The 24132-nt window shown below is 69.3% G+C and carries 23 protein-coding genes, 1 other RNA gene and 2 pseudogenes; 12 read left to right on the top strand and 14 right to left on the bottom strand.

Annotation, left to right across the window (positions count from 1 at the left end):
- Positions 1–16 precede the first annotated feature (16 nt).
- Genes K6T36_RS01505 through K6T36_RS01495 form a run of 3 tightly spaced genes read right to left on the bottom strand, consistent with a single transcriptional unit; the run spans position 17 to position 2086 of the window.
- Positions 17–466 carry a hypothetical protein gene (locus K6T36_RS01505; RefSeq protein WP_222922291.1) on the bottom strand — a complete coding sequence of 150 codons (450 nt, stop codon included), beginning with the start codon at positions 464–466 and terminating at the stop codon, positions 17–19.
- A gap of 28 nt (positions 467–494) precedes the next feature.
- On the bottom strand, positions 495–932 hold the full coding sequence (locus K6T36_RS01500; protein ID WP_225935155.1) for a PhlB family protein: 438 nt from the start codon (positions 930–932) through the stop codon (positions 495–497).
- Positions 929–2086, bottom strand: a complete 1158-nt coding sequence (locus K6T36_RS01495) for a thiolase family protein (protein ID WP_222922290.1) — start codon at positions 2084–2086, stop codon at positions 929–931. The genes K6T36_RS01500 and K6T36_RS01495 overlap by 4 nt, the downstream gene beginning before the upstream one ends.
- A 136-nt stretch (positions 2087–2222) precedes the next feature.
- On the opposite strand from K6T36_RS01495, the gene K6T36_RS01490 reads away from it, so the two are divergent.
- The 3 genes from K6T36_RS01490 to K6T36_RS01480 all read left to right on the top strand — a co-directional run bounded on the left by K6T36_RS01490 (position 2223) and on the right by K6T36_RS01480 (position 3434).
- Entirely contained in the window at positions 2223–2636 is a 414-nt protein-coding gene (locus tag K6T36_RS01490) for a DUF7548 family protein (protein WP_222922289.1), read from the top strand.
- Positions 2637–2710: 74 nt separating this feature from the next.
- Positions 2711–3025, top strand: an RNA gene (ffs, locus tag K6T36_RS01485) — signal recognition particle sRNA.
- 136 nt (positions 3026–3161) lie between these two features.
- The gene (locus tag K6T36_RS01480; RefSeq protein WP_222922288.1) at positions 3162–3434 is read left to right on the top strand and encodes a DUF7111 family protein; all 273 of its coding nucleotides are present in this window, start codon (positions 3162–3164) and stop codon (positions 3432–3434) included.
- A 33-nt stretch (positions 3435–3467) separates the two neighbouring features.
- Here the strand turns inward: K6T36_RS01480 and K6T36_RS01475 are convergent, their stop codons facing one another.
- On the bottom strand, positions 3468–4862 hold the full coding sequence (locus K6T36_RS01475) for an NAD(P)/FAD-dependent oxidoreductase (RefSeq protein WP_222922287.1): 1395 nt from the start codon (positions 4860–4862) through the stop codon (positions 3468–3470).
- Between the two features lie 134 nt (positions 4863–4996).
- On the opposite strand from K6T36_RS01475, the gene K6T36_RS01470 reads away from it, so the two are divergent.
- Positions 4997–6001, top strand: coding sequence for a zinc-dependent metalloprotease (locus tag K6T36_RS01470; RefSeq protein WP_222922286.1), 1005 nt, complete (start codon positions 4997–4999; stop codon positions 5999–6001).
- A 27-nt stretch (positions 6002–6028) separates the two neighbouring features.
- On the opposite strand, the gene K6T36_RS01465 is transcribed toward K6T36_RS01470, so the two are convergent.
- From K6T36_RS01465 to K6T36_RS01455, 3 genes are all read right to left on the bottom strand, one after another.
- Positions 6029–6412 carry an avidin-fold protein gene (locus K6T36_RS01465; RefSeq protein WP_222922285.1) on the bottom strand — a complete coding sequence of 128 codons (384 nt, stop codon included), beginning with the start codon at positions 6410–6412 and terminating at the stop codon, positions 6029–6031.
- Positions 6413–6475: 63 nt separating this feature from the next.
- Positions 6476–6697, bottom strand: coding sequence for a hypothetical protein (locus tag K6T36_RS01460; RefSeq protein WP_222922284.1), 222 nt, complete (start codon positions 6695–6697; stop codon positions 6476–6478).
- The gene (locus K6T36_RS01455; protein ID WP_222922283.1) at positions 6697–7089 is read right to left on the bottom strand and encodes a nuclear transport factor 2 family protein; all 393 of its coding nucleotides are present in this window, start codon (positions 7087–7089) and stop codon (positions 6697–6699) included. Before K6T36_RS01455 ends, K6T36_RS01460 begins: the two co-directional genes overlap by 1 nt.
- 101 nt (positions 7090–7190) lie before the next feature.
- Here K6T36_RS01455 and K6T36_RS01450 point away from each other — a divergent pair.
- A pseudogene (locus tag K6T36_RS01450) lies at positions 7191–7606 on the top strand (DUF7969 family protein).
- A 185-nt stretch (positions 7607–7791) separates the two neighbouring features.
- On the opposite strand, the gene K6T36_RS01445 reads toward K6T36_RS01450, so the two are convergent.
- The 4 genes and pseudogenes from K6T36_RS01445 to K6T36_RS01430 form a co-directional block, all read right to left on the bottom strand.
- Positions 7792–9309 (bottom strand): RtcB family protein, encoded by a 1518-nt coding sequence (locus tag K6T36_RS01445; RefSeq protein ID WP_222922282.1) that lies wholly within the window; start codon positions 9307–9309, stop codon positions 7792–7794.
- A gap of 35 nt (positions 9310–9344) precedes the next feature.
- Complete coding sequence (locus tag K6T36_RS01440) at positions 9345–10550, bottom strand: DoxX family protein (protein WP_222922281.1); 1206 nt, start codon at positions 10548–10550, stop codon at positions 9345–9347.
- Positions 10551–10646: 96 nt separating this feature from the next.
- Positions 10647–11051 (bottom strand): annotated as a pseudogene (locus K6T36_RS01435) (archease); the annotation flags it as partial.
- Positions 11052–11207: 156 nt separating this feature from the next.
- The gene (locus K6T36_RS01430) at positions 11208–12422 is read right to left on the bottom strand and encodes a DUF502 domain-containing protein (RefSeq protein ID WP_222922279.1); all 1215 of its coding nucleotides are present in this window, start codon (positions 12420–12422) and stop codon (positions 11208–11210) included.
- A 142-nt stretch (positions 12423–12564) separates the two neighbouring features.
- On the opposite strand from K6T36_RS01430, the gene K6T36_RS01425 reads away from it, so the two are divergent.
- Positions 12565–13038 carry a GNAT family N-acetyltransferase gene (locus K6T36_RS01425; RefSeq protein WP_222922278.1) on the top strand — a complete coding sequence of 158 codons (474 nt, stop codon included), beginning with the start codon at positions 12565–12567 and terminating at the stop codon, positions 13036–13038.
- A gap of 238 nt (positions 13039–13276) precedes the next feature.
- Here K6T36_RS01425 and K6T36_RS01420 read toward each other — a convergent pair whose 3' ends face one another.
- Positions 13277–13690 carry an ArsR/SmtB family transcription factor gene (locus K6T36_RS01420; protein WP_222922277.1) on the bottom strand — a complete coding sequence of 138 codons (414 nt, stop codon included), beginning with the start codon at positions 13688–13690 and terminating at the stop codon, positions 13277–13279.
- Positions 13691–13788: 98 nt separating this feature from the next.
- Here K6T36_RS01420 and K6T36_RS01415 point away from each other — a divergent pair, with 98 nt between their 5' ends.
- Positions 13789–14409, top strand: coding sequence for a DUF7509 family protein (locus tag K6T36_RS01415; RefSeq protein WP_222922276.1), 621 nt, complete (start codon positions 13789–13791; stop codon positions 14407–14409).
- A gap of 43 nt (positions 14410–14452) precedes the next feature.
- On the opposite strand, the gene K6T36_RS01410 is transcribed toward K6T36_RS01415, so the two are convergent.
- On the bottom strand, positions 14453–15565 hold the full coding sequence (locus K6T36_RS01410) for a pyridoxal-phosphate-dependent aminotransferase family protein (RefSeq protein ID WP_222922275.1): 1113 nt from the start codon (positions 15563–15565) through the stop codon (positions 14453–14455).
- Positions 15566–15770: 205 nt separating this feature from the next.
- On the opposite strand from K6T36_RS01410, the gene K6T36_RS01405 reads away from it, so the two are divergent.
- Both K6T36_RS01405 and asd read left to right on the top strand, forming a co-directional pair.
- The gene (locus tag K6T36_RS01405; protein WP_222922274.1) at positions 15771–16973 is read left to right on the top strand and encodes a cystathionine gamma-synthase; all 1203 of its coding nucleotides are present in this window, start codon (positions 15771–15773) and stop codon (positions 16971–16973) included.
- Between the two features lie 227 nt (positions 16974–17200).
- Positions 17201–18241: an aspartate-semialdehyde dehydrogenase gene (gene asd / locus K6T36_RS01400; RefSeq protein ID WP_222922273.1), complete on the top strand. Its 1041-nt coding sequence runs from the start codon at positions 17201–17203 to the stop codon at positions 18239–18241.
- Between the two features lie 29 nt (positions 18242–18270).
- Here asd and K6T36_RS01395 read toward each other — a convergent pair whose 3' ends face one another.
- Positions 18271–21309, bottom strand: coding sequence for an FAD-binding and (Fe-S)-binding domain-containing protein (locus K6T36_RS01395; RefSeq protein WP_222922272.1), 3039 nt, complete (start codon positions 21307–21309; stop codon positions 18271–18273).
- A 141-nt stretch (positions 21310–21450) separates the two neighbouring features.
- Here K6T36_RS01395 and K6T36_RS01390 point away from each other — a divergent pair, with 141 nt between their 5' ends.
- From K6T36_RS01390 to K6T36_RS01380, 3 genes are all read left to right on the top strand, one after another.
- Positions 21451–21822, top strand: coding sequence for a VOC family protein (locus K6T36_RS01390; protein WP_222922271.1), 372 nt, complete (start codon positions 21451–21453; stop codon positions 21820–21822).
- Between the two features lie 96 nt (positions 21823–21918).
- Positions 21919–23223 carry a malate synthase AceB gene (aceB, locus tag K6T36_RS01385; protein ID WP_222922270.1) on the top strand — a complete coding sequence of 435 codons (1305 nt, stop codon included), beginning with the start codon at positions 21919–21921 and terminating at the stop codon, positions 23221–23223.
- A gap of 98 nt (positions 23224–23321) precedes the next feature.
- Positions 23322–24038, top strand: coding sequence for a fumarylacetoacetate hydrolase family protein (locus tag K6T36_RS01380; protein ID WP_222922269.1), 717 nt, complete (start codon positions 23322–23324; stop codon positions 24036–24038).
- Positions 24039–24132 lie beyond the last annotated feature (94 nt).

Raw genomic sequence — 24132 nt, 5'->3', positions numbered from 1 at the left:
CCCGATCGGCGGCAACTCAGTCGCGCGTTTTCGCGTACAGTTCGACCGCGCCGGCGGCAACGCCGACGAGGACGACCGCGGGCCATCCGAGCAGCACCCACCCCAACGGCGTCGGGTCGACGGGCGTCGGCGTCGTCTCCGGAGCGACGTACTGCGCCCACGTCGCGGTCACGGCGCCGAGGAAGACGACCGCCGGGACGGCCGTCGGGGCGACCAGTCCGCGACTCGTGCGCGCCCAGCCCGCGACCGCGCCGGCGACGACCGCGCCGACGAGGAGATACGCGGCCGTCCCCGGCGCGGGGTCGATCACGTCGAACAGCGCCAGCAAGATGCGAACGGCCACGAGCGAGCCGAGCACGCCGAGCGCGACTCCGGTCCTGACGGCGAGCCCGCCGGTTCCGTCGGTGCCGTCCGCGTCGTCGACGCTATCGGAGTCGCCGACACTATCGGCGCCGTCGTCGCTCACGGCTCGACCCCCTCCCGCTCCCCCGGCATCACTCGACGGGACGGAACCGGAAGCCGTCCCACTCCTGGCTGGCGGGCTCGCGGATGCCCGCGTCGGGGTCGCGAAGCTCCTCGCAGTACACCGGCTCGACCTCCTCGCCGATCTCGATGTCGCCGGTCGTCGCCTGTCCGATGGCGCGAACGGGCTCGCCGTCCACGTCGAACTCGACGATCGCGACGTGGTTCGGCTCTCGCACGCCCGGCGGCGTCGCCGTCGACGTGGTCCAGGTGATCACCTCGGCGGTGTACTCAGAGAGGTCGACCGTGTCGACCGGCGCCTCCCCGCCCGGACCGACCGGGTGGGCGGGGTAGGTGATCGACCCGTCAGGATAGCGTGCGGCCTCGAAGGCGGGCGCGTCGTCGCGGGTCGCTCCGCTCCCCCCTCCGTTCGCGGACTCGCTCCCCTCGTCCGCGCGTTCGTCGCTCATGCGTCCACCCCCTCGAAGATCGCGGTGGTAACACAGTTCCCGAAGCCTCCGACGTTGCAGGCGAGGCCCACGTCGGCGTCGACCTGTCGCTTCCCGGCCTCGCCGCGGAGTTGCTGGACGATCTCGTACGCCTGCGCGACGCCGGAGGCGCCCAGCGGGTGTCCCTTCGACTTCAGGCCGCCGGAGGTGTTGATCGGCAACTCGCCGTCGCGGTCGGTGCGCCCCTCCTCGACGGCCTTCCACCCCTCGCCCTTCTCGGCGAACCCGAGATCCTCGAACTGGAGGAACTCGAGGATCGTGAACATGTCGTGCAGCTCCGCCACGTCCACGTCGTCGGGCGACAGGTCGGCCATCTCGTAGGCCCGGTCGCTCGACTCGACGACCCCGCGCATCGTCGTCGGGTCCGCGCGCTCGTGGACGACGTGAGTGTCGGTCGCGCCGCCGATGCCCGCGACCGTTACGTACTCGTCGGCGTACTCCTCGGCGACGGAGACGGGACACAGGAGGAGCGCCGCCGACCCGTCGGTGATCGGACAGAAGTCGTACAGCCGGAGCGGGTCCGCGACGATCGGCGAGTCGAGGACGGTGTCGAGGTCGACCTCCTTGCGGAACTGCGCGTGCGGGTTGTCGACGCCGTTCCGGTGGTTCTTGACGGCGACCTTTCCGAGGCTCTCGCGCGGGGCGTCGTACGTTTCCAGGTACAGCCGTGCGGTGAGCCCCGCGAAGCTGGGGAGCGTGAGCCCGTGTTTGTACTCGCAGGGGTGCGTGAGCGAGGCGATCACGTCGGTGGCCTCCGCGGTCGTCCGGTGGGTCATCTTCTCGCCGCCGACGAGCAGCGTCATGTCGGAGACGCCGGAGGCGACCGACTGCCAGGCCGCGTAGATGCCCGCGCCGCCCGAGGAGGAGGTCTGGTCGATGCGGGCGGTGTAGGCCGGCACCGCCTGGAGGTCGTGTGCGAGCGCGTTCGGGACGCCGGTTTGCCCCTCGAACTCGCCGCTCGCCATGTTCGAAACGTACAGGTGGTCGACGGCGTCGGCCGACACGCCCGCGTCCTCGAGGCACGCCTGGCCGGCCTCCGCCAACAGCTCCCGGATCCACGCGTCGCGTTGCCCGAACGGGGTCATCGACGCGCCGACGATTGCGACGTCTTCCATACCTGCCCCTCCGGGTGAGACCACTTCGGCGTTCCCCTTCGGGCGATCCGGACGCGGATGTGTCCCCGACCCGATCACCCTCCGCGGGGCGAGGATCGCGGGGCGTTAAGTGCGCGCCGGACGGGTATCCGGTCGCATGAACCTCGCCGAGTCCGCACCCGCGGCGGGCGTCGCAGCCTGCCTCGCGCTGTTGGTCGTGTTGGCCGCGCCGTTCCTCCTCATCGCCGACGCCGGTACGGGGCTGGGCGTCTACTACGCCTCCGGAACCGTCGGCGCCGCCGGCGTCGCGTTCCTCGCGATCCTCCTCGTCGTCGTCTTCCTCTCGGGTCGCCAGGAGCGCCGGCCGGCCGACACCGTCGCCGGCGTCGCGGTCGTCGCCGGCGTCGGCCTGCTGGCGCTGGCGATCGCGTGGGCGCTCGCCGTCGACGTTCAGAACCTCTACTCGTTCCCGCAGTCGGCGACGTGGATCCTCTGGCACCGCTGGCTCGTCGTCGGCGTCGCGGCGCTTGTCCCCCTCAGCGCGGGCGCGTTCGCCAGCGCCGTCGTGTAGCCGCCGGCTGTCGATTCCGGCGACGGCTCGGCGGCGCGTACCGCAAGGCCCATAAGTCGGAGCGGACTACCTCGTGATGGACTAGGTCGGGCAGTTAGGCCCTGCTCGTCTCCCGCGATAGAGTCTTCAGCGGGGACCGAACGCCGGACGCGTCCGGGACGCCCATCGAGGGCCTCGGAAGCTGACGGAGAAGCCTCGTCCGCCGGGGACGACGGTCCGCCGGGACGCACCCGCAGGGGTGCTCTCCCACGGTTCGCCGGTGGCACCGGGCCAGGCGCGGAAGCGAGCAGCCCACCGCCGGACGTCCGTCGCTCGTCGGGTCGCGGGGCGGAGTCAGCGACCGGGATTCCCCCCGATGGAACTCCCGGGCAACTCCGGCCCGTCCGCCATTCATCCCGTATTCACGTCCCCGCGAGCGACGCGGCCGGCGGTCGGGTCGTCGGACGCGCTCTCTGCGTGTCGTCGGACACGCACTCGATCTGTCGCGACCGCAACCGCCGAGTACCTCCCGTCCCACGAACGCACATGAGCAGCGTCGATGCCGACGGCATCACCGCGACGTACGAGGAGACGGAGACCGAGCGCCTGCTGACGTTCGAGCGCGACGGGAGCCGCGCCGCCGTGGCGCAGAACATCGAGGGGTACGCCATGTTGAAGGTGCGCGAGGGCGGCGCCGCCGGCGACGAACTGGAGCGCTACTACGGCTTCGACATGGCGCTGGATCACGTCGCGGAGCTGCTCGACGTCGCGGTCCACGACCTCCCGGTTCCCGAGGACGCCGAGGACATGGGAATGTAGGGCGACCCGAGACGCGTACTCGTCCTCCGAGAGTCAGTACGCGTACTCGTCCTCGGTCAGCTGAACGTACCGCCCGCAACGGTTCTGCCACTTGATCCACTGGTACCGCAGGAGGAGCTTCGTCGCGCCCCAGCCGGCGCCGAACTTCCGCTCGAACATCCCGAACCCCTTCTCTTCGGCGAGCATCTCGCGTCCGATCCGGAACGTGTCGTCCCAGTCGTCCGGGCCGTACCCGCGACACAGCTCCGCGAGCGCGACGTTGCGAAGCAGCTCGTCGCCGATGGCCTCGTGCCACCGCTCGTTGTACGCGCTCACGTCGCCCTCGGCGGCCAACTCGCCGGCGATGGCGCCGGTGCGGACCGCGACGTGGTCGCCGCCCTCGTGGAAGGCGCTCGTCGCGCCCATGGCGCCGCCGGCGACGCACACGCCGGCGTCGACGGGGCTCTCGATCGGGTTCGTCGAGGAGATGGGGTACGTCTCGGTTCCCTTCGTCTTGCCCGCGTCCTCGACGAGGGGGAAGTCCTCCTCGATGTCGTACTCGTCGCCCCACTCGCGTTCGAGGATCCGCCGAACGTACTCCTTCCCCGAGGGAACTCGCTCGTCGTCCTCGCGGACGAGCGCGTACGCCTCCCGGTCGTCGGCCTCGTCCAGGTCCATCCCGATGGGCATCGTCAGCCCGACGCGACAGACGCGGTCGGCGTTCGGGAACACCCACGGGTAGGCGGTGTGGCCGGGCATGACCCCCCACCAGAACGTGATCGCGCCGTCGACCTCGTCGTACACCTCCTCCGGGAACTTTCGGTACTCCTGGTAGGCGATGTGGTTGTTCTCCGTCGAGGCGAGGCGCTCGGAGGCCTTCCGGCCGTCCGGCAGGAACCGGTCGAGCACGCGGTTCGTCACCGTGCGCTGGGGCCCGTCCGCGAGCACGAGGAAGTCCGCGCCGATCTCCTCGTCGGAGGCGAGCGAGAGCACGTGGCGCGGGTCGTCGCCGCCGACGCCCGTCGACGGGTCGGTTTCGACGTCCTTGACCGACGCCTTCACGCGGTACTCGGCGCCGGCGTCCTCCGCGCGATCGCGCATGAAGTCGTCGAAGCGCGCGCGGTGCATCGTGTAGCCGAAGCCGTCGTAGCTCGACTCGATCCCGGTCGAGCGGAGGGTGCAGGCCTCGTTGGGACCGACGAACTCCGCGCGGTCGAGCTCGTCCTGGACGACGCCCTCGGGGAACTCGTCGGGGTGGATCCCCATGATGTCAACCCAGTAGTCCAAGATCCCGGCGGCGTCCGTCGAGTCCGGACCGAGGCGGTCGCGGTCCTCCCGCGGGACGCCCTTCTCCAGGACGAGGGCGTCGGCGCCGCGGGAGGCGGCGGCGTGTGCGGCGGCCGACCCCGCCGGCCCGCCGCCGACGATGGCGACGTCGACTCGTTGCATGCTCCGATCGGACCGCGGATCGCTCTTAAAACGTCCGAAGCACACCCGGGAGACCCGGCGCGGTCCGGCGTCCGTCGGCCCGGAACGCGTCGCGTCGGGGGAAGGCCTATCCCGCCGGACGGCGGAGGTGTGGTATGGATCTCTCCCGGAGCGTCCGCGCCATCGCCGACGCGGCGGACGCGTCCGACGGCGCCATCGACTGGGACGCCGTCGCGGAGGCGGCCAAGGGCGGCTGTGAGCCGGGCGACCTGCGGATGGAGCCGGCCGAGCGCGCGGCGTTCGCCGACGACGTGCGCGCCGCCCGCGACGGCCTCCGCGCGGCCTCCGGCGTCGACTTCGACCTCCCCGGCAGCATCGAGGTGCAACACCGCCACCACTGGATCGACGCGAACGTCGACACGTTCCGACGGGTGCTTCGCCCGCTGGAGGACACCGCGACCGGCGGCATGGTCCCCGGCGTGGCCCGGTCGCTGAATTCCGGCACGATGGCGGTGACGGTCGCGTTCCTCGCGCGCAACGTCCTCGGACAGTACGACCCGCTGTTGCTCGCGGAGGCCGACCCGGACGACCACGGCCTGTACTTCGTCCGCCCGAACATCCGAGAGGCCGCGGTGGAACTGGACGTCGGCTACCCGCGGTTCCGCCGGTGGATCGCGTTCCACGAGGTCGCCCACGCCGCCGAATTCGCGGCGGCGCCGTGGCTGCCCGGGTATCTCGAGGCGCGCCTCGAATCGGGCATCTCGTCGGTAACCGACGAGTCCTCACTGCTCGAACTCGCCCGTCCCGACCGCGACGGCGGCGGCCCGGTCGACGCCTTCGCCGACCTCAACACGGCGATGACGGCCGTCGAGGGGTACGCCGAGCTCCTGATGGACCGGGCGTTCGACGACGAGTACGACGACCTGCGCGCCAAACTCGACGCGCGTCGCCGGGGCGGAGACCCGATCACGAACCTGTTCAAGCGACTGCTCGGCTTCGGGATGAAGCGCCGACAGTACGAGCGGGGCGCGGCCTTCTTCACGGCAGTCGCCGACCGGAGGGACCTCCGAACGGCGTCGCTAGTGTGGGAGCACCCCGAGAACCTCCCGACCGACGAGGAACTCGACGACCCCGACGCGTGGATCCGGCGGGTCGCCTGACCCGTCCAGCGGTCTGCGACGCCCGGTTCAGTCGTCGAACTCGTCGATCCTATCGATCTCATCGATTTCTTCGACTTCTTCGAGCACCGACTCCCCGGCGCCCACCTTCGACTCCCACTTCCACTCGTCTTCGACCCGAACGCGACCGTCCGCGAGTTCCTCGACGGTGCCCACGGAGCGTCCGGACGCGGTCTCGCCGTCGACGTTGATCTGCGTGTAGCGGATCTCCCACTTCCTCCCGTCGAACGTCCCGAGGAGGTGACCTTCAGCGATGTCGCCGCCGGCGTACGTCGCGTGGATCCGGTCGCCCGTCTGATCGAACCGGAATCGAGTTTCCGTGCCGACCTCGCCGTCCTCGTCGTTCGCGACGCCGACGAGCGTCCGCCCGTCGAGCGAGATGTCCTCGGCCATACGCCGTGGTGGACTGCGCGACGACATGGTTCTTCGCCCGCTGGCCACCCTGCTCGCGGATCCCTACCGTTTCGGCGAGAACTCCTCCAGCGTCCGCACGACGAACCACGTGAGCGCCGCGCCGATGACAAGCGAGACGGCGACGGCGGCGGCTATCTGTCCCGGCGTCGGGTCCGCCTGGAGCGACACGAGCCCGCCGGAGACGCCGATCAGGAGGACCAACCCGACCTTGAGCCGTCGGTTCGTCGCGTCGCGCTTCTCCTTGGTGATGCTCGGGCCAACCATCAGCGATCGACTCCCGAATCCAGGTCGGTCGGGGCCGAGACGTGCAGTCCCGCGAACGCCCACCCGTCGTCGGTCGGAACGAGCGTCCCGCTCCAGCGCGTCTCGAACGAGCGCTCGGCGAACGCCTCGGCGTCGTACCACGACAGCGACACCGCGTCGCTGACGGCGGCGACCGCGTCGCGCTCGACGATATCGAGGTCGTTGCTCTCGACCGTCCAGTCCTCGGTCGTCCGGGACTGCTCGCGGAGCCCCTTCGCGATCTCGGCGTAGCCCACGAGGCGTTCGCTGATCCCCACCTTCACCGTCGCCGGCGACTCGACGAAAAACGGCGCGAGTGCCTCGCCCGCGCGGAGGGCGTCGTAGTACGCCCGAACCGTCTCCTCGGGTGTCATCGTGTTCCGACTCGTGGCCGGGGGGCTTGAAATCCGCGTTCCGGGAGCCGCGGGGCGTGCCCGCCGACGAAGACAAGTCCCGCCGACCCCTCCCCTCTCCCATGAGCTATCCGGTCACCTACTACTGCCCTCACTGCGGCACGCTTGTCGAACTGGAGCGTGAGGGCTATCTGTCGGACAAGGCCGTCACGCCGTACCCGTTCGAGGGCTGGGAGTACGTCGCCCCCGACGAGGAGTTCGAGGACGGCGCCGCCGACGGCGTCGCGTTCGTCTGCGGCGAGTCCCCGCCGCAGGACGGTGGGCTCGCCACGGACGATCGGGTGGTTCGGACGCCGAGGGGTGCGGGGAACGGTTCTACCTCTCGTTCGTGAAGTTCGAGAACGGCCGAGAGATCGATCCTCGACGCGCCGACACCGACGGAGAGCGCGTCGAGCTCGCGGAAGGGAGCGGTCCGAACTCGCCGCGCGGACCGGGTGGCCCGGACGGTCCCTCCGGTCCGACCGGCGGCTTCTACTGATCTCCGCGCTCGTCCGGAGTCTGGGACACTCACGCCGCCCCCCGTCCGAACGTTCAAATACCAACCCGGGACCATCGCCGCCGTGACGTGACGGTCACCACGGCGCGAGCGCGGGTGTGCGACGCCGCGTGCCGTGGTCGCTGCGGGGCGTCGCCTGTCAGCCCACCCTCAGCGGAGCCGAGGAGCTACCCCTTGATGTTGCAGACGGGGAAGGTTCGCGCGACCTTGTCGCCGATGCCGAGCGCGTCGCTCACGCGGACGACCTCGTCGACGTCCTTGTACACGCCGGGCGCCTCCTCGGCGACGGTGGCGCCGGACTGGGCCTTCACGTAGATGTGGTCCTGGTCGCGGAGCTCGTCCTGGACGGTCTCGCCCCAGTACTCCTGCTTGGCGGCGGTTCGGCTCATCACGCGCCCGGCGCCGTGGGCCGTCGAGCCGAAGGTCTGTGCGAGCGACTCGTCGCCGCCGACGAGCACGTAGCTGCCGGCGCCCATGCTCCCGGGGATGATCACCGGCTGTCCCACGTCGCGGTAGGCGGCCGGCACCTCCTCGCGGCCGGCCGGGAACGCGCGCGTCGCGCCCTTGCGATGGACGTACAGCTCGCGCTCCTCGCGAGCGACGGCGTCCTCCGTGGGAACGGCGGTACCGTCGTCGTCGACGCTGACCTCGTGGACTTCCTTCTTCGCGATGTTGTGCGCCACGTCGTACAGCAGTTCCATCCCGAGCTCGTCGGCGTCCGCGCGGAACACGCGCTCGAAGACGCGGCGGGTCCGGTGGGTGATGAGCTGCCGGTTCACCCACGCGAAGTTGATCGCCGCGCACATCGCGCCGTAGTACTCGTCGGCCAGCTCCGAGCCGGCGGGCGCGGCCGCCAGCTCCTTGTCGGGCAGCCGGTCGAGCAGCTCGCCGTGGCGCTTCTCGATCTTCCGAAGGTAGTCCGTGCACACCTGGTGGCCGAGTCCACGCGAGCCACAGTGGATCAGGACGACGATCTGGTCCTCCGCGAGGCCGAAGGAATCGGCGACCGCCTCGTCGAACACGTCGGTCACGCGCTGGACCTCGAGGAAGTGGTTCCCCGAGCCGAGGCTGCCGAGCTGGTTGCGGCCGCGGTCCTTCGCCTTCTGGGAGACGAACTCCGGGCGCGCGTCGGGCCGGCGCCCCTCGTCCTCGCAGTGGGCGAGGTCGTCCTCGGTCGCGTACCCCTCCTCCAGTGCCCACTCCATCCCGCGTTCGAGTACCGCCTCGACGGTGTCGGCGTCGCCCTCGACGATCCCGCCGCCGCCGAGGCCCGAGGGGACGTTCGCGAAGAGGCTCTCGACGAGCTCCTCCTCCTTGCCCTGCACGTCCTCGTACGTGAGGTTCGTCCGGACCATCCGGACGCCGCAGTTGATGTCGTAGCCGACCGCACCGGGGGAAATACAGCCGTCGGTCGCGTCCGTCGCGCCGACGCCGCCGACGGGGAACCCGTACCCCTGGTGGCCGTCGGGCATGCACGCGGCGTAGGTCGTGATACCCGGCAGATGCGTCGCGTTGCGGAGCTGCTGGAGCGTCTTGTCGTCGGCGATCTGTTCGAGGAGCGGGTCGCTCGCGAGGACGCGTGCGGGGGCGTTCATTCCGCCCTCCTGCGGGATCTCCCAGACGAACTCGCGGACCTTCCGGAGTTCGACCCCGTCGTACTCGCGGGTTTCGGGCGTGTCGGTCATGTACGTCTCTCCCGCTGGCGGACGGAATAGCGTTACTACCGGTCGGCGTCACCCGGGTCGCGGTCGGCCGACCGCTCGACTGACCGTGGCGTCCCGGACGCCCCCGACCCCCCGGATGCGGCGGTGCGAACCGCGTCCGGCCCCATCTCGGGTGCTCCTCGTTCGTTCGGCGACCGGAAAACGGCCAGGTCGGCGGAGAACGGCCCGGCCCCGGTGACGAGCAGCACCGACACCAGGCCGAACAGCGAGATGTGCGCGAGTACCGGGTCGTCCGCGAGCCCGAACAGCGTGGTGGTGAACACGACGAACGCCGCGGTCGACGCGGCCCGCGTGAAGAGCCCTGCCACGAGCAGGACTCCGAGGAACAGTTCCGTGACGGCGGCACCGAGCACCCACAGCTCCGGCGGCACGGGTAACAGCGTCGAGAGCCCGTACTGCTCGACGACCGCGAGCGCCTGGTTCGGCGCGAGGAGCTTCTCGGCGAGCGCGAGGTACGCGAAGACGATACCCATCCCGATCCGGACGACCGTCGGCACGTACCGTCGGTACGGGTCGAGGGCCTCTCCCGCGGGGACAGCGATCCGGCGGTAGAACGGATCGAACCGGGAGTACACCGTCTCGTCGTTCGCGGCCAGTCGCGCGATGACGTGGTCGGCGCTCGGGCGCCCGCCGCCGACGATAACGATCGCGAGGAGGCCGGCGACGTACTCGAAGGCGAAGAACAGCGAGGGGTGCACCGGAAGCAACGCCAGATACGACGCCAACGCGACTCCCGCGACGAACCTCGTCGCGAGGCCGAACAGCAGCGCGAAGCCGACGGCGACGCCGAACAGGCGGACCGGAACCCCGGTGTCGGCCGCCGTGACCAGCGGCGTGAACAGGTAGCCCGCGAAGCCGGCGCCGACCATCGGCAGCCCGATACTGAGTCGGAGCAGCCAGGGGAGCAGGTCGGCGTAGTCGACGAGCGCGCGCCGGATCGCGGCTACGTCGGCCCGGAGGGGCTGAACGCGGAGATACCCCGCCATGGTCCCGACGACGGCGAGGCCGCCGGCGCCGAGCGCCAGCACGACGACCGGGTCGGACAACGCCGACGTGAGGAACGCGATCGGGTCGCCGTTGTCGGCGTCGGTCACGTACTCAACGTGTGCGGCGGCGACTCCCGACGCGGCCGCGACGAACGTGACGAGCGTGCCGAGCTGCACGGCGGCGGCGGCGAGGATGTGTCGAGAACGCGGGCGCATCGTTCACGATCCGGGCGCCGCGATGGTAAGTCCTGTGACCGGTTCACATGGACCTCTCCGAAGTCGGCGAGTAGCTGTCGACCACGAGGTCGGGGTTCAGACGTCGAAGACGACGTAGGCGCGCCACCCGTCGTCGGTCTCCGCCAGCTCCATCTCCGAGTACGTCACCGCCTTCACGTCCCGCGCGGTGACGGCCGAAAGCGGGACGCCCCGCGCGCTCGCTTCGACGACCCACTCGTCACCCTCGACGCGGACGGTCGCCCGGTGATCGACCGGCAAGACGCCGCGGACGTCCCGCTCGTAGATGCACTCGTCGAGGTAGTCGAACAGCGCCGCCTCCGGCGACTCCGAGCGGACGCGAAACGTGAACCGGTCGCCGGTCGCGGGGAACGAGTCGCACATCGCCGCGGTCAGCCCCTCCGCCACGGCGGCGAACACCCCGCCCAGCGAGTCCGCGGTCGCCGCGACGGCCACGTCGGCGGTGTGCTCGCGGAGTTCGAACCGACCATGCGCGTCGACGGCGCCGGCGTCGTGGTCGGCAGTGGCGGTAGTATCGTCGGCGGCGGCGGGATCGTCCGGGTCGTCCTCAGCGTCGAGGGGTCGATCGGGGTCGTCGCTCACGGGTTCGATATCGGGTTCGCGCCGCCGGCTGTTAACCTACTCGTCGCCTCGATCATGATCGCCGTCGTCGTGGGCGCGGTCGTCATCCAGTTCCTCGTCCCCGTCCGCCCGAGCAGCCGTTCCCTCGCCGCCCCGCTGTTCCGCGGCCGGCGGGGAGTCGGTGCCGTCGCGCTCCGTGGACGGCCGGTCGGCGTCGTGCTCGGGGACCTCCTCGTTCCCGTCGGACTCCACATCGTAGCGACCGGCCTCCCGTGCCGGCGTCGAGGTCGCCTCCGAGTTCCCGTACAGCGAGTACGGTTGGCGGTCGTCGAGATCCTCCTCGTCGTCCCCCTCGATCGGGTCCCGCTGTGCGCGCGTCCGTCGAGCCACGTCGGTCGGCGTCTCGGAGCGCGTCAGGTCGACCTGTCGGTCCCATTCGTCCGCTCGTTCGGCGGCCTCCGGTTCGGAGCGCCGGATATCCGGGGAGTCCGCCTCGGGATGGAGGCGCTGGTCGGCGTGTTCGACCCGGGAGAGCGTTCGGAGCTGTCGAGCCGAGAGCCCGTCGTCGCTCGCGCCCGACCCGCCCGACACCGCCACGCCGCTCGTGACGACCGCGCGGAGACCCTCCTCGACGGTCATGTCCACGTCCATCACGCGGTCGGCGGGCATGTGGACGAGGTGCCCTCCCATCACCGGATTCGGCGCCAGCGGGAGAAACAGCGTCAACATCCGGTCGTGTCCGGCGGGCTCGCGGAGGGGGTCCGGCGTTTCGGTCGTGAGAAAGCCGAGCGTGTACGCCCCCTCGTGGGGGAACTCGACGAGCTTCACGTCGCGGAAGTTCTGTGCGTCCTCGTTGATCATCACGTCGGACATCTGCCGGAACGACTCGTAGACGGCGCCGATGCCGGGGACGTGCGCGACCGCGGCGTCGAAGTAGTCGACCGCGAGGGCCCCGAACCGCGACGCGTTGATGAACAGCCCGACAGTCAGGATAAGCGACGCCAACACCAACGGCGTCAGGAGTTCGATCAGCGCCTCCTCGGTGAGCGAGAGCCTGACCCCGGACACGGAGAGGACGTACCGGGCGCTCGGACTGAGGTCGAGCACCAGCGTCGAGAACAGGTCGAGGTACTGGTAGACGTAGCGGCCGGCGACCGCGAGGACGATGAGCGAGAGCAACAGCGGCACGACCACCGCGACGCCGGTGACGAACGCGCTCCGGACCGGCCCGACGATCGACCCGCTCAGCCGGTCGGGAGACCAACTCGGCATTACCCACCTCGTCGAGCGACGGGAATAAAAACGGTACTGCTTCCGGAGCGGGTGCAGGCCTGTCGGCGACGACGAGCGCACGTCCGGCGGAGAGCGCCGCCGACGGTGGAGTTAAATGCGCTTCAGCAGTAGAACCTCTCGCGTGAGCGTCAACGTCGAAAAGCGCATGGACCCCCCGGGGGAGGCCGAGCACGCGGAGGCCGCCTGGGCGCTGAAAGAGGAGATCCGCGAGCACGAGGGTGTCCTCAAGCAGCGGCGCGGCTTCTTCATGAACGCCTACAAGCGCGCGGAGTGCCACCTGCTCGTCGAGGACGACGAACTCGTCGGGCTGGCCGCGTCGCGCCGCGACGGCTACATCCTGTTTCTGGCCGTCGCGCCGCGGGTCCGGGGACGGGGGTACGGGGAGCGCCTCGTCGCCGAGGTCGCCGAGGAGAATCGCTCGGTGTCGTGTCACGCGCGGACGACGAACGAGGCGGCGCTGAACTTCTACAAACACATCGGCTTTCAGGTCGTCCGCCGCATCGAGAACTACTACGAGGACGGCGGCGACGCGTTCTACCTGAAGCTGGGCGAGGACTCCTCGCTCAGGGACCGACTCTCGAAGTTCCTCCGGTAGCGGTTTGTACCGCCGGCCGCTATCAGTGAGTGCGCGCCTTCAGTCCCCGCCCCAGTAGACCCGCCAGGGTGCGATGACGGTGCGGAGAACCCGGGCGCGCGACACACGGCCCGCCGCGAGCCGCGATCGCGGACGCCCGGCACGAGGGTTTACCGGCCGACGCGGCACGCCGCCACGGGATGACGCCGGCTCGTTAGTGTTCCGGGCGACACTTCGTCCGCCGTGTAGCCGCTTCGAGTTAGCGGTCGGTCGAACTGTCGTACAGCTCGTCGAACTCCCGTTCGCCGCGGATCAACTCGTCGACCCCCTCCGTGAGCGTCACCTCGCCGAAGATTGTCGCCCGATAGTAGCTGTACAGGCCGTCCTGCCCACGCTCGGTCCGTTGCCGCTTTTCGATGAGCCCGACCTCGACGAGCTTGTTGAGGTGGTAGTGGAGGGTGCTGTCGTCGATGTCGAGCGCGGCTTCCAGTTCCGTCGGGCTCATCGATCCGGTGTGGACGAGGCGGTAGAGGATCTCATAGCGAGTGCGGTGTCCGACGGCAGCGTGCATCGCGAGGTATTCATCGAGCGTGAGAACGCTCTCTTCCGGGAGCAGATCCTCCGGGTCCTCCGGGACCCGACCACCGACCGCCTCGGAGTGGTTCGTCGCCATCTTACTCGGGTGTACGGGGGAGTGACTCTTAGAACTTCTCAAGCCGAATATTCTCAAAAACACCTTATTTTAAATACTGCAGACGAGCACAGTCGAGCGTGACGGTAGAGATCACACGAGACCTGATCGTCGAGCGGTTGGGCCACGTGAAATACGATCGGTTCCTCTTCTACCTGATGGGTCCGTACAAGTCCTTCAACCTCAACTACGTGTTGAGCGAGGAGGAGCAGCGCGAGATCGATGTCGACGACCTCCCGGGACCGTTGCGTCGGCTCTTCCGGAACAAGGACGACATCGACGCCGCTCAGGCACTCCTGCGACGGATACAGGGCGAGCTCCGGGTCACGCCGGGTGTGAACGCGTTTCTGGCCCTCGATGTCGATGTGGACACCGACGAGGTGGACGCGGCGACACAGAGCATCGAATACACGGGATGCAGTAACGCGACGGCGTTCGTGCTCCCGTTCCTCGGGCACAACTTCGGCGTCGGGGAGGAAGCCGGAAGCATCCTCGAGGCGCTTTCGGAGACGCACGGGGACCGGTTGGTGTTCGTCCACGAGGACGACGTGACGAGTGCGATGATCCGATCCGCACGAGTGCGATGGGACCTGCGGGTCGAAACCTACGAGACGGAGGCGGAACTCGTCGAGAAACTTCGGTTCTTCGCCGCCGGCATCATGCAGCGCGAACGCCGGGGCGAACTCGGACGATTGGAGTGAACCGGGAGCAGTCCGAGGATATCGGGACGGGAGACTGTTCAGCTTACAGTCCGGCCACGTCCTCGATGGCGTCGGTCAGTTCCTTGATCGACTCCACGTCGTGCTCGCCCATGTGGCCGATGCGGAACGTCTTCTCGCCCAACTGCGACCCGTAGCCGTTCGAGAACGCCATGTCGTACTCCTCGCTCACCCGCTCGATCGTCGCCGCCACGTCGATGCCCCGCGTGTTCTCGATGCACGCGACCGTCTGCGACTCGTACCCCTCCTCGGGGAACATGTCGAAGTGTTCGTACGCCCACTCGCGGGTGTACTCGGCCATCTCGCGGTGGCGGGCGTCGCGCCCCGTATGACCCTCCTCCAGCATGTACTTCATCTGCTTGCGGTACGCGAGCATGATCGGGATCGCTGGTGTCGAGTGGGTCTGTCCCTTCCGGTCGTAGTAGTCCAGCGCGCGCTGGAAGCCGCCGTACCACGACGCCGAGTCCTTCCCGACCTCGCGCTCGTACGCCTCGTCGCTGACGACGCAGACGGCGAGTCCCGGCGGCATCGCGAACGCCTTCTGCGTCGACGCGAAGATCACGTCGATGCCGTGGGCGTCGATGTCGACGTAGTCGCCACCGAGCGCGGAGACCGCGTCGACGACGAAGTACGTGTCCGGGTACTCGGCGATCACGTCGCCGATCTCCTCGATCGGGTTGCGGACGCCGGTCGAGCTCTCGTTCATCACGGTCGCGACCACGTCGTAGTGCGTGTCGCTCGTTTCGAGGTGCTCGCGGATGTCCTCCGGCTTGATCGCCTCGCCCCAGTCGTACTCCAGGCGGTCGACGTTCTTACCGAGGCGCTCGGCGACGTTGGCGTGGCGCTCGCTGAAGCTCCCGCAGGTCGGCACGAGGACGTTCTCGTCGACGAGGTTGAGCGTGGAGGCCTCCCAGAACTCCGTCCCTGAGGCCGTCAGGATCATCACCTCGTTATCGGTGCCGAGGAAGTCCTTGGTGTCTTCGACGATGGTGGTGTAGAGGTCCGTCATCCGGTCCATCCGGTGACCGAACATCGGCTGGGCCATCTCCTCGATCACGTCCTCGCGGACCTCCGTCGGCCCGGGGATGTACAGCGTCTTCTCGGGGTAGTCGTCCGTGTACTCGCGTTTCTCGGTCACGAAATCACCTGATACCCGTGGATCCGGGTCCGGGTGGCAAGGTGTTTGTGATTCCCCCAACGACGAAGCCTGTGTGTCGCTGAACGGGAGCGTTCGGCGACCGGGAGCGGTCTGCAGGCGCCGGGAGCAGTGGGCGGCGACCGACGTCCGCGAGGGCGACGCCCGAATGGCAAGAATCACACGGACCGGTACCGTCGCCCCGGGTATGAGCGACCACGACGACGCGGACGACGTCGACGCCGGCGGCGACGAGAGCCGGTTCCGCATCGAGACGACCGCGATCCACGCCGGTCAGAGTCCGGATCCGGAGACGGGCGCGCTGATGACGCCCATCTACGCCAACTCGACCTACAAGCAGGACGGCCCCGGCGACCACCGCGGGTACGAGTACAGCCGCACCGGCAACCCCACCAGGACCGACCTGGAGGCGAACCTCGCGGCCCTGGAGGGAGGCGAGTACGGCCGCGCGTTCTCCTCGGGGATGGGCGGGATCAACACCGTGCTCAACCTGCTGTCGGCGGGCGACCACGTCGTCACCGGCGACGACGTGTACGGCGGCACCCACCGCATCTTCACGCAGGTGTACGAGGAGTACGACCTGGAGTTCGACTTCGTCGACACGACCGACCACGACGCCGTCCGCGACGCGATGCGCGAGGAAACTGAACTTCTGTGGGTCGAGACGCCCACGAACCCCCTGATGCGCGTCAACGACATCGACGCGCTGGCGGACATCGCCCACGAGCACGACGCGCTGTGTGCCGTCGACAACACGTTCGCCACGCCGTACCTCCAGCGTCCGCTGGAGCACGGCGCCGACATCGTCTCTCACTCGCTGACGAAGTACCTCGGCGGCCACTCGGACGTGGTCGGCGGCGCGCTCGTCACGGACGACGCCGACCTCGACGAGCGCATCGGCTTCTATCAGAACTCCGTCGGCGCGACGCCGTCACCGTTCGACTGCTTCCTCGTGCTCCGCGGGACGAAGACGCTGCCCGTTCGGATGGACCGCCACTGCGACAACGCCCGCGATCTGGCGGCGTGGCTCGACGACCACGACGCCGTCTCCCGCGTCTACTACCCGGGGCTCGACTCCCACCCGCAACACGACCTCGCGAGCGAGCAGATGGACGACTTCGGGGGCATGCTCTCCTTCGAGTTCGACGGCACGCTGGAGCAGGCCAGCACCGTCGTCGAGGAGACGGAAGTGTTCACGCTCGCGGAGAGCCTCGGCGGGGTCGAGAGCCTCATCGAGCAGCCCGCGGCCATGACGCACGCGGCAATTCCGAAGGAGGAACGCGAAGCCGCCGGCCTCACTGACGGCCTCATCCGCGTTTCCGTCGGCGTCGAACACGTCGACGACATGAAGACGGACCTGCAGGCGGCGTTCGACGCGGCCGCGGAGTAGTCGACGCCGTCGCCGGCTCACGAGGATCGAGAACCGCGCGCCGATGACCGATCGCCGCCGGCTGGTTGCCGACGGTCGACGGCCGACGATCCCTCGTCGTCGCGGCCGAGCACCCGACGGAACCACGGCGGCTCGCGCCCCTGAGCGACGGACCGTGACCGCGGCAATCCTCGCCGGGCCCGCGCGTATCCGAAGGGTCTTATTCGAGTGTGACACACCGACACACAATGACTCATCGAGTCGGCATCCTCGGCGCCACCGGCGCCGTGGGCCAACGGTTCATCCAGCTGCTCGACGGCCACCCGCAGTTCGAGATCGCGTGTCTGACCGCCAGCGACGCCTCCGCGGGGAAGCCGTACCGCGAGGCGGCCAAGTGGCGTCTCGACTCCGCCATCCCGAAGCCGGTTCGGGACATCACCGTCCGCGCGACCGACCCGGCGGAGATCCCCGACGACGTGGACCTGCTGTTCTCGTCGCTCCCCTCCGGCGTCGCCGCGGAGATCGAGCCAGACCTCTGTGCGGCCGGCTACGTCGTCTCCTCGAACTCCTCGAACGACCGGATGGCCGACGACGTGCCGCTCACCATCCCCGAGATCAATCCGGGCCACCTCGATCTGATCGAGGTCCAGCGCGACGAGCGTGGCTGGGACGGGGCGCTCGTCAAGAACCCGAACTGCTCGACGATCACGATGGTGCCGACGCTGGCGGCCCTCGACGAGTTCGGCCTCGAACGCGCACAGGTGTCGACGCTGCAGGCGGTCTCCGGGGCGGGCTACTCGGGCGTCACCTCGATGGAGATCATCGACAACGCCATCCCCCACATCGGCGGCGAGGAGGAGAAGATGGAGACCGAGAGCCGCAAGCTCCTCGGCGACTTCGACGGCGCCGAACTCAGCCTCCACTCGGCGGAGGTCGCCGCCTCGTGCAACCGGATCCCGACCATCGACGGCCACCTGGAGAACGTGTTCGCCGAACTCGCCGACGACCCCGAGCCCGCTGACGTGCGCGCGGCGATGGAGTCGTACCCGAGCGCCGACCTCCCCTCGTCGCCGGATCAGCTCATCCACGTCTTCGGCGACGACCAGCCCGAGCGCCCGCAGCCCCGGATGGACCGCATGCGCGGCGACGGGATGCAGGTCGTCGCCGGCGGCGTCCGGACGACGCCCGCGGGCGTGAAGTACAACTGCCTCGCGCACAACACGATCCGCGGCGCCGCGGGCGCCTCGCTGCTCAACGGCGAACTGCTCGCGAACGAGGGCTGGATCTGAAACGCGGGAGGACCGACTCTTCGTAGCGGTTACTCCGCCAGCGCCTCGGCCACCTTCTCGATCGGGTGGGGCGGCTGCTCGTCCGTCCCCTCGCGGTCGCCCAACTGCGACCGACAGGAGGCCCCGGGGGCGGTGACGCTCTCGGCGGGGCTCTCGTCGACCGCGTCGAACAACAGCGAGCCGATCGCCTTCGACAGCTCGTAGTGTTCGGCCTCGTAGCCGAAGCTCCCGGCCATCCCGCAGCAGGTGGTGTCCAGCGGGTCGACGTCGTAGCCGGCGCGCCGGAGCACGCCGACCGCGTGGTGGTCCTTGTTCAGCGACTTCTGGTTGCAGTGGCCGTGGTACGCGATCGACTCGCCGCGCTCGGGCGCCTCGCGGAACTCGATGGCCTCGTCCAGGCGCGCGGTGTCGACGTACTCCAGCACGCCGTAGCTGGCGGCCGACACCGCCTCGACCGCGTCGCCGTCGAGGAGGTCGCGGTACTCGTCCTGGAACATCACCGCGTCCGACGGTTCGACGAACACGACCGAGTACCCCTCCTCGACGAACGGTTCGAGGGCCTCGACGTTCTCGGCTGCGCGCTCGCGGGCGGTCCCCAGGAACCCCGTCGAGAACGCCGCTCGCCCCGACGCCGCGAGGTCGTCGGGGACGCGGACGTGGACGTTCGCCGCCTCCAGCACCTCGACGGCGGCCATCCCCGCGTCGGGCATGCTGTAGTTCGTGTACGTGTCCGGGAACAGGACGACCCGCGCGTCCGCTTCGGCGGCGCTCACCGCGGCGCCGCCGCGGCGGTCCCACCGCTTCCGGAACGTGTCCCTGGTGAAGGTCGGCAGTTCACGGTCGCTGGCGACCCCGAGCGTCTTCTCCATCGCTGCTCGCGCGCCGGGGAGCTTCGTCGCCGCGTTGGCGACGGGCGCGAGCGCGCTGCCGATCCGACTGGCCGCGTCGATGTTGGCGAAGACGCGCTCGCGGAGGCTCGCGCCCGCCTCCTCGTGGTGCTCGTGTTTCACCTCCGCCTTCAGCTTCGCGAGGTCGACGCCGGTCGGGCAGTCCGACATACAGCCCTTGCAGCCGACGCAGAGCCCGAGCACCTCCTCCTGGAAGCGGTCGGAGTGGATCTCGTCCTCGGAGAGTTCCCCCGAGATGGCCGCACGGAGCATGTTCGCTCGGCCCCGCGTCGCCTGGATCTCCTCGCCCGAGGCTCGGTACGTCGGACACATAACGTCGCCCTCCGTCTCCCGGCAGGTGCCGCAGCCGTTGCACAGTTCGACGAGATGCGAGAACCCGCCCTCGTCGTCGAAATCGAGGGCCGTCTGCGGCTCGATCGATCGGTAGTCGGCGCCGTACCGGAGGTTCTCGCGCATGTCCGTGTCGGCGGCGGAGTCGGGGTAGCCGCGCTCATCGGCGGTGTCGCCGTCGACGTAGACGACCTTGCCCGGGTTCATCCGCCACTCGGGGTCGAACGCGGACTTGAGCTCCTGGAACGCGCCCCACAGCTCCTCCCCGTACATCTTGGGGTTGAACTCCGTGCGCGCGAGGCCGTCGCCGTGCTCGCCGGAGAACGCGCCGAAGTGGTCGAGCACGAGGTCGGTCACGTCGTCGGTGATCGAGTGCATCTTCTCGATCCCCTCCCCGTCCTTCAGGTTCAGGATCGGCCGGATGTGGAGGGTGCCGGAACCGGCGTGTGCGAAGTAGGCGGCGGAGGTGCCGTGGTCATCCAGTACCTCCTCGAACTCCCCCACGTACTCGGCCAACTCCTCGGGCGGCACCGTCGCGTCCTCGATGAACGGGTACGGCTTCGGGTCCCCCTCCAGGCTCATCAGCAGCGGGATCGCGGCCTTCCGGAGCTTCCAGAGCTTCTCCTGTTCGTCCTCCTCATAGGCTTCCAGCACGTCGAAGGCGGCGCCGTCGGTAACGAACTCCTCGGTGGTGTCGGCCATCGCTCCCTCGAAGTCGTCAACCAACTCCGAGTCCCACTCGAGCATCAGCGCCGCCGCCGCGCCGTCGGGGATCGGCTCCTCGTACTGGGCGTACTCGGTCGACTCGCGGGCGAGCCGGAACACCTCGTCGTCCATCAACTCGACCGCGCTCACGGGGTACTCCAGCGCGACGGGTACCGCCTCCATCGCGTCGACGAGGTCGTCGAAGCAGTAGAGCGCGAGCGCGGTCTCCTCGGGTTTCGTCACGAGCGAGACGGTCGCCTCGACGATCGTCCCGAGGGTGCCCTCCGCGCCGACGAACAGCTTCGAGAGGTTGATCACCTCCTCGCCGTCGTCGGTCTCGTAGATCACCTTGTGGAGGTTGTAGCCGGAGACCGACCGTTTCAGGTTCGGGTACTTCTCGTCGATCTCGGCCTCGTGTTCCCGGACGAGTCCCTCGACGGTGCGGTAGAGCTCGGCCTCGATCCCCCCGCCGTCGATGATCTCCTCGTGCTCGTCGGAGCCGAGGACGACCTCGCGGGTGTGGATCCGCGTGCCGTCGGCGAGCACCACATCCAGTTCCTCGGTGTAGGCGTCCGTGATCCCGTATCGCACCGAGTGGGCGCCGGTGGAGTTGTTGCCGATGCCGCCGACGACGGTCGCGCGGCCGGAGGAGGCCGGGTCGGGTGCGAACTTCAGGCCGTCCTCCGCGAGGCGGGCGTCGAGGTGGTCCTGTACGACGCCCGGCAGCACCGTCGCCTCCTGTCCCTCGGCGTCGACCTCGACGATGTCGTCCATGTGGCGCGTGGTGTCGATCACGACGCAGCCCGGGCCGACGGTCTGGCCCGCCAGCGACGACCCCGTCCCCCGCGGCAGCACCGGTACCCCGTGGTCGGCGGCGACTTCGTGGGTCGCGACCACGTCGTCGGCGTCGCGCGGGCAGACGACGCCCGCGGGCTCGGCCTGGTAAATGGAGCCGTCGGTCGCGTACAAGACCTGCGCGTACTCGTCGAACTGTACCTCGCCGGCCACGCGCTCGCGCAGATCGGACGCCAACTCGGCGTACTCCCGTACGTCGGGTCGATCGTACCCCAGCGACGCGGCGGACGTGTCCCAGCGTCCGTCGCTCCCCGGGTCGTGAGTTGCCATGGGGAATCCGAGGGAACAATCGTGTAAAAGCCCTTTGTCAACATTTGCCACCCGGCGGCCCGATCGGCGCCCCCGATCCCAGCTCCCGCGTGGGTTGCGCCGACGCGAACGATTATACTCGTGGGTGCGCGGGAGTCTCGCATGGCGTTCATCCACGTCTGTCTCAACGTCGCCGACGCCGAGCGCGCGGCCGACTGGTACGCGGACAACCTCGGCTTCGAGCGCTCGTGGGAGTTCACGACCGCCGACGGCGACACGCGAAACCTCTACGTCGCCGACGAGAACGGCGTCGAACTCCAGTTGTCCGACAGCGAGGGGGCCGACGAGTTCGAGGAGGGGACCGCCTACGACCACTTCGCGGTGAAGGTGGACGACGTCGACGCCGCCTTCGAGCGGATCGACAACCACGGCGTCGTGGAGGAGCCGGGCGACCAGCCCGAGGCGGGCGCACGGACGGCGTTCCTGAAGGATCCGGACGGCCACACCGTCGAACTGGTGCAGCCGCTGGAGTAGCTCACTCACGCCCGCGGCGACGGGGTCCACAGCGGGCAATACTGTGTTTAGAACGAACGTTTATGATAGTACCGGGGGACGGTGAAACCGGTAGACATGAGTGTACAACGGAAGTACGAACGCGAGTTCGTTCGAACGTTCTTCACGTCGCCGACGGCCGTCCAGGGGGAGGACGACTCGGCGAAGATGATCCGCAGCGCCGCGGGGCTTCGCGGCATCCAGGCGCCGGACGTGTGGGTGCCGGACAACGAGGACGCGACGGCGCCGTCGATGCGCGACGAGGGCGCGCGAAACATCATCGACGTGGTCGCCGAGCACGGCGCCGACTTCCCCGGGGAGATCCACCCGCGCGTCGTCTGGCACCGCGACGACGCCGAGAAGCGCCTCGCCGGCTTCGAGTACATGCGCGAGATCGCCGACCCCGAGAACGGCGCGGTCGACCACATCGACGGGTTCGTCATCCCCGAGGTCGGCGACATCGACGACTGGAAGAAGGCCGACGAGTGCTTCCAGATGATCGAGGCCGAGCACGGGCTGGAGGAGGGGAGCCTCTCGATGTCGGTGATCGTCGAGTCCGGCGAGGCCGAGATCGCCCTCAATCGCGTGCGCGACGAGATGGGCAAGCCATCGAACACGCTCGAACGCATGTTCCTGCTCGTCGACGGCGAGGTCGACTACACGAAGGACATGCGCGCGATGACGCCGACGGGCGAGCTGCCGGAGTGGCCCGAGCTGCGCCACAACACCTCGAAGGGCGCCAGCGCCGCCGGCCTCATCGCCGTCGACGGCCCGTTCGACAACATCCGCGACGTGGAGGGGTACAAGGAGCGAATGGAGGCGAACCGCGCGAAGGGTATGACCGGTATCTGGTCGCTCACCCCCAAGCAGGTCGAGGTCGCGAACAAGGCCCCGCTCCCCCCGAAGGACGGCACGTGGCTCCTGGAGGTCGGGGGCGGCGAGGTCGAACTCGTCAGCGAGGGCGGCCGGGAAGTCTACGACGGCGACGGCGTGTCGCTGTCGGAGTCGGGCGGCTCGTACGTGCTCGCGATCGACGGCGACGAGCACGAGCTGACCGAGGACGAGCTCCGCGAGGAGCTGCTCGATCGCACCTCCTACGTCCCGAGCATGGACGACATCGTCGAGTCGATGGAGGAGTTCGAGGCGGCCAAGGAGGCCGGCAAGGGCGCCATCGCGATGACCCAGTCCGCGACGCTGTCCATCGACGGCGTCGAGATCGACCTCAGCAAGGACCGTATGTGGGACGAGGCGACCTATCAGGCCGCCCAGACGCCGATCACGCTGTTCCAGGACGTGTACGAGCACCGCCCGGACCAGCACGACGCGCTGGCGGAGATCTACGGCTCGGACGTGGTCGAGCGCGCGACGCAGGTCGGCAACTGAGCGACCGATAGCACCGGGGGGCGTCGGCGTCCTCCCGCCCGCCGGTCGCCGTCGCCGCGACGGCAACGCTTTTTCGCCGTCCGCCGCCCACTCGACCCATGCGACTCGCACGCGCCCGCACCGACGACGGGGTCCGCGAGGGGGAGTACCGCGACGGAACGCTGGTCACCGACGACGCCGAGTACGAGGTCGAGGAGGCGGACCTGCTGGCGCCATGTGGCCCCGACGCGCTGTTCTGTGTCGGCCGGAACTTCGCGGCGACGCTCGACCAGATGGACTACGAGCGCCCCGAGGAGCCCGACTTCTTCATCAAGCCGCCGCACTCCGTCGTCGGCCACCGCGACCCGATCCCGTACCCCGAGTGGACGGGGGAACTCACCTACGCGGGCGAACTCGTCGCCGTGATCGACGAGCCGTGTTCGGATCTCGCGCCCGACGAGGTCCCCGACGCCGTCCGCGGCTACACCCTGCTGAACGACGTGGACGCGCTCGACCAGCAGGGCAGAACCGCGCGCAAGGCGTTCACCGCGTCCGGGCCGCTGGGACCGTGGATCGAGACGGATGTCGACCCCACAAACCTGGACATGTACACGGATGTCGCGGGCGAGCGCCGCCAAGAGGCGAACACCGAGCTGATGCTGTTCGACCCCCACGAGGTCGTCTCGTACCTCTCGAAGCGCTTCGAGTTCCGCGCGGGCGACTGTGTCGCGTTCGGGTCGCCGGCCAATCCCGGCCTCGTCGAGCCCGGCGACACGGTCGAGATCACCTACGAGAGCGTCGGAACGCTCGTGAACGAGGTCGTCGCCGGCGACTGATCCCCGGTCGGCGCTCGCGGCGACCCCGGCGAGCGCGGCGATCCGGAGGTCGCGGACGCGGTGTGGTCCGCCGCTGTCGGCGCGGTTAAGTCGG

This window comes from Halobaculum roseum, from assembly GCF_019880245.1.
Lineage (GTDB): Archaea > Halobacteriota > Halobacteria > Halobacteriales > Haloferacaceae > Halobaculum > Halobaculum roseum.
This window is presented reverse-complemented; position numbering and strand designations above follow the sequence as displayed.

Excerpts from the sequence above, each read along its gene's own strand:
- K6T36_RS01480 (WP_222922288.1), top strand. The coding sequence starts at position 3,162 with ATGAGCAGCGTCGATGCCGACGGCATCACCGCGACGTACGAGGAGACG.
- K6T36_RS01490 (WP_222922289.1), top strand. The coding sequence starts at position 2,223 with ATGAACCTCGCCGAGTCCGCACCCGCGGCGGGCGTCGCAGCCTGCCTC.
- K6T36_RS01470 (WP_222922286.1), top strand. The coding sequence starts at position 4,997 with ATGGATCTCTCCCGGAGCGTCCGCGCCATCGCCGACGCGGCGGACGCG.
- K6T36_RS01380 (WP_222922269.1), top strand. The coding sequence starts at position 23,322 with ATGCGACTCGCACGCGCCCGCACCGACGACGGGGTCCGCGAGGGGGAG.
- K6T36_RS01405 (WP_222922274.1), top strand. The coding sequence starts at position 15,771 with ATGAGCGACCACGACGACGCGGACGACGTCGACGCCGGCGGCGACGAG.
- K6T36_RS01475 (WP_222922287.1), bottom strand. The coding sequence starts at position 4,862 with ATGCAACGAGTCGACGTCGCCATCGTCGGCGGCGGGCCGGCGGGGTCG.
- K6T36_RS01440 (WP_222922281.1), bottom strand. The coding sequence starts at position 10,550 with ATGCGCCCGCGTTCTCGACACATCCTCGCCGCCGCCGCCGTGCAGCTC.
- K6T36_RS01390 (WP_222922271.1), top strand. The coding sequence starts at position 21,451 with ATGGCGTTCATCCACGTCTGTCTCAACGTCGCCGACGCCGAGCGCGCG.
- K6T36_RS01420 (WP_222922277.1), bottom strand. The coding sequence starts at position 13,690 with ATGGCGACGAACCACTCCGAGGCGGTCGGTGGTCGGGTCCCGGAGGAC.
- K6T36_RS01495 (WP_222922290.1), bottom strand. The coding sequence starts at position 2,086 with ATGGAAGACGTCGCAATCGTCGGCGCGTCGATGACCCCGTTCGGGCAA.
- K6T36_RS01500 (WP_225935155.1), bottom strand. The coding sequence starts at position 932 with ATGAGCGACGAACGCGCGGACGAGGGGAGCGAGTCCGCGAACGGAGGG.
- aceB (WP_222922270.1), top strand. The coding sequence starts at position 21,919 with ATGAGTGTACAACGGAAGTACGAACGCGAGTTCGTTCGAACGTTCTTC.
- K6T36_RS01430 (WP_222922279.1), bottom strand. The coding sequence starts at position 12,422 with ATGCCGAGTTGGTCTCCCGACCGGCTGAGCGGGTCGATCGTCGGGCCG.
- K6T36_RS01465 (WP_222922285.1), bottom strand. The coding sequence starts at position 6,412 with ATGGCCGAGGACATCTCGCTCGACGGGCGGACGCTCGTCGGCGTCGCG.
- asd (WP_222922273.1), top strand. The coding sequence starts at position 17,201 with ATGACTCATCGAGTCGGCATCCTCGGCGCCACCGGCGCCGTGGGCCAA.
- K6T36_RS01395 (WP_222922272.1), bottom strand. The coding sequence starts at position 21,309 with ATGGCAACTCACGACCCGGGGAGCGACGGACGCTGGGACACGTCCGCC.
- K6T36_RS01455 (WP_222922283.1), bottom strand. The coding sequence starts at position 7,089 with ATGACACCCGAGGAGACGGTTCGGGCGTACTACGACGCCCTCCGCGCG.
- K6T36_RS01460 (WP_222922284.1), bottom strand. The coding sequence starts at position 6,697 with ATGGTTGGCCCGAGCATCACCAAGGAGAAGCGCGACGCGACGAACCGA.
- K6T36_RS01445 (WP_222922282.1), bottom strand. The coding sequence starts at position 9,309 with ATGACCGACACGCCCGAAACCCGCGAGTACGACGGGGTCGAACTCCGG.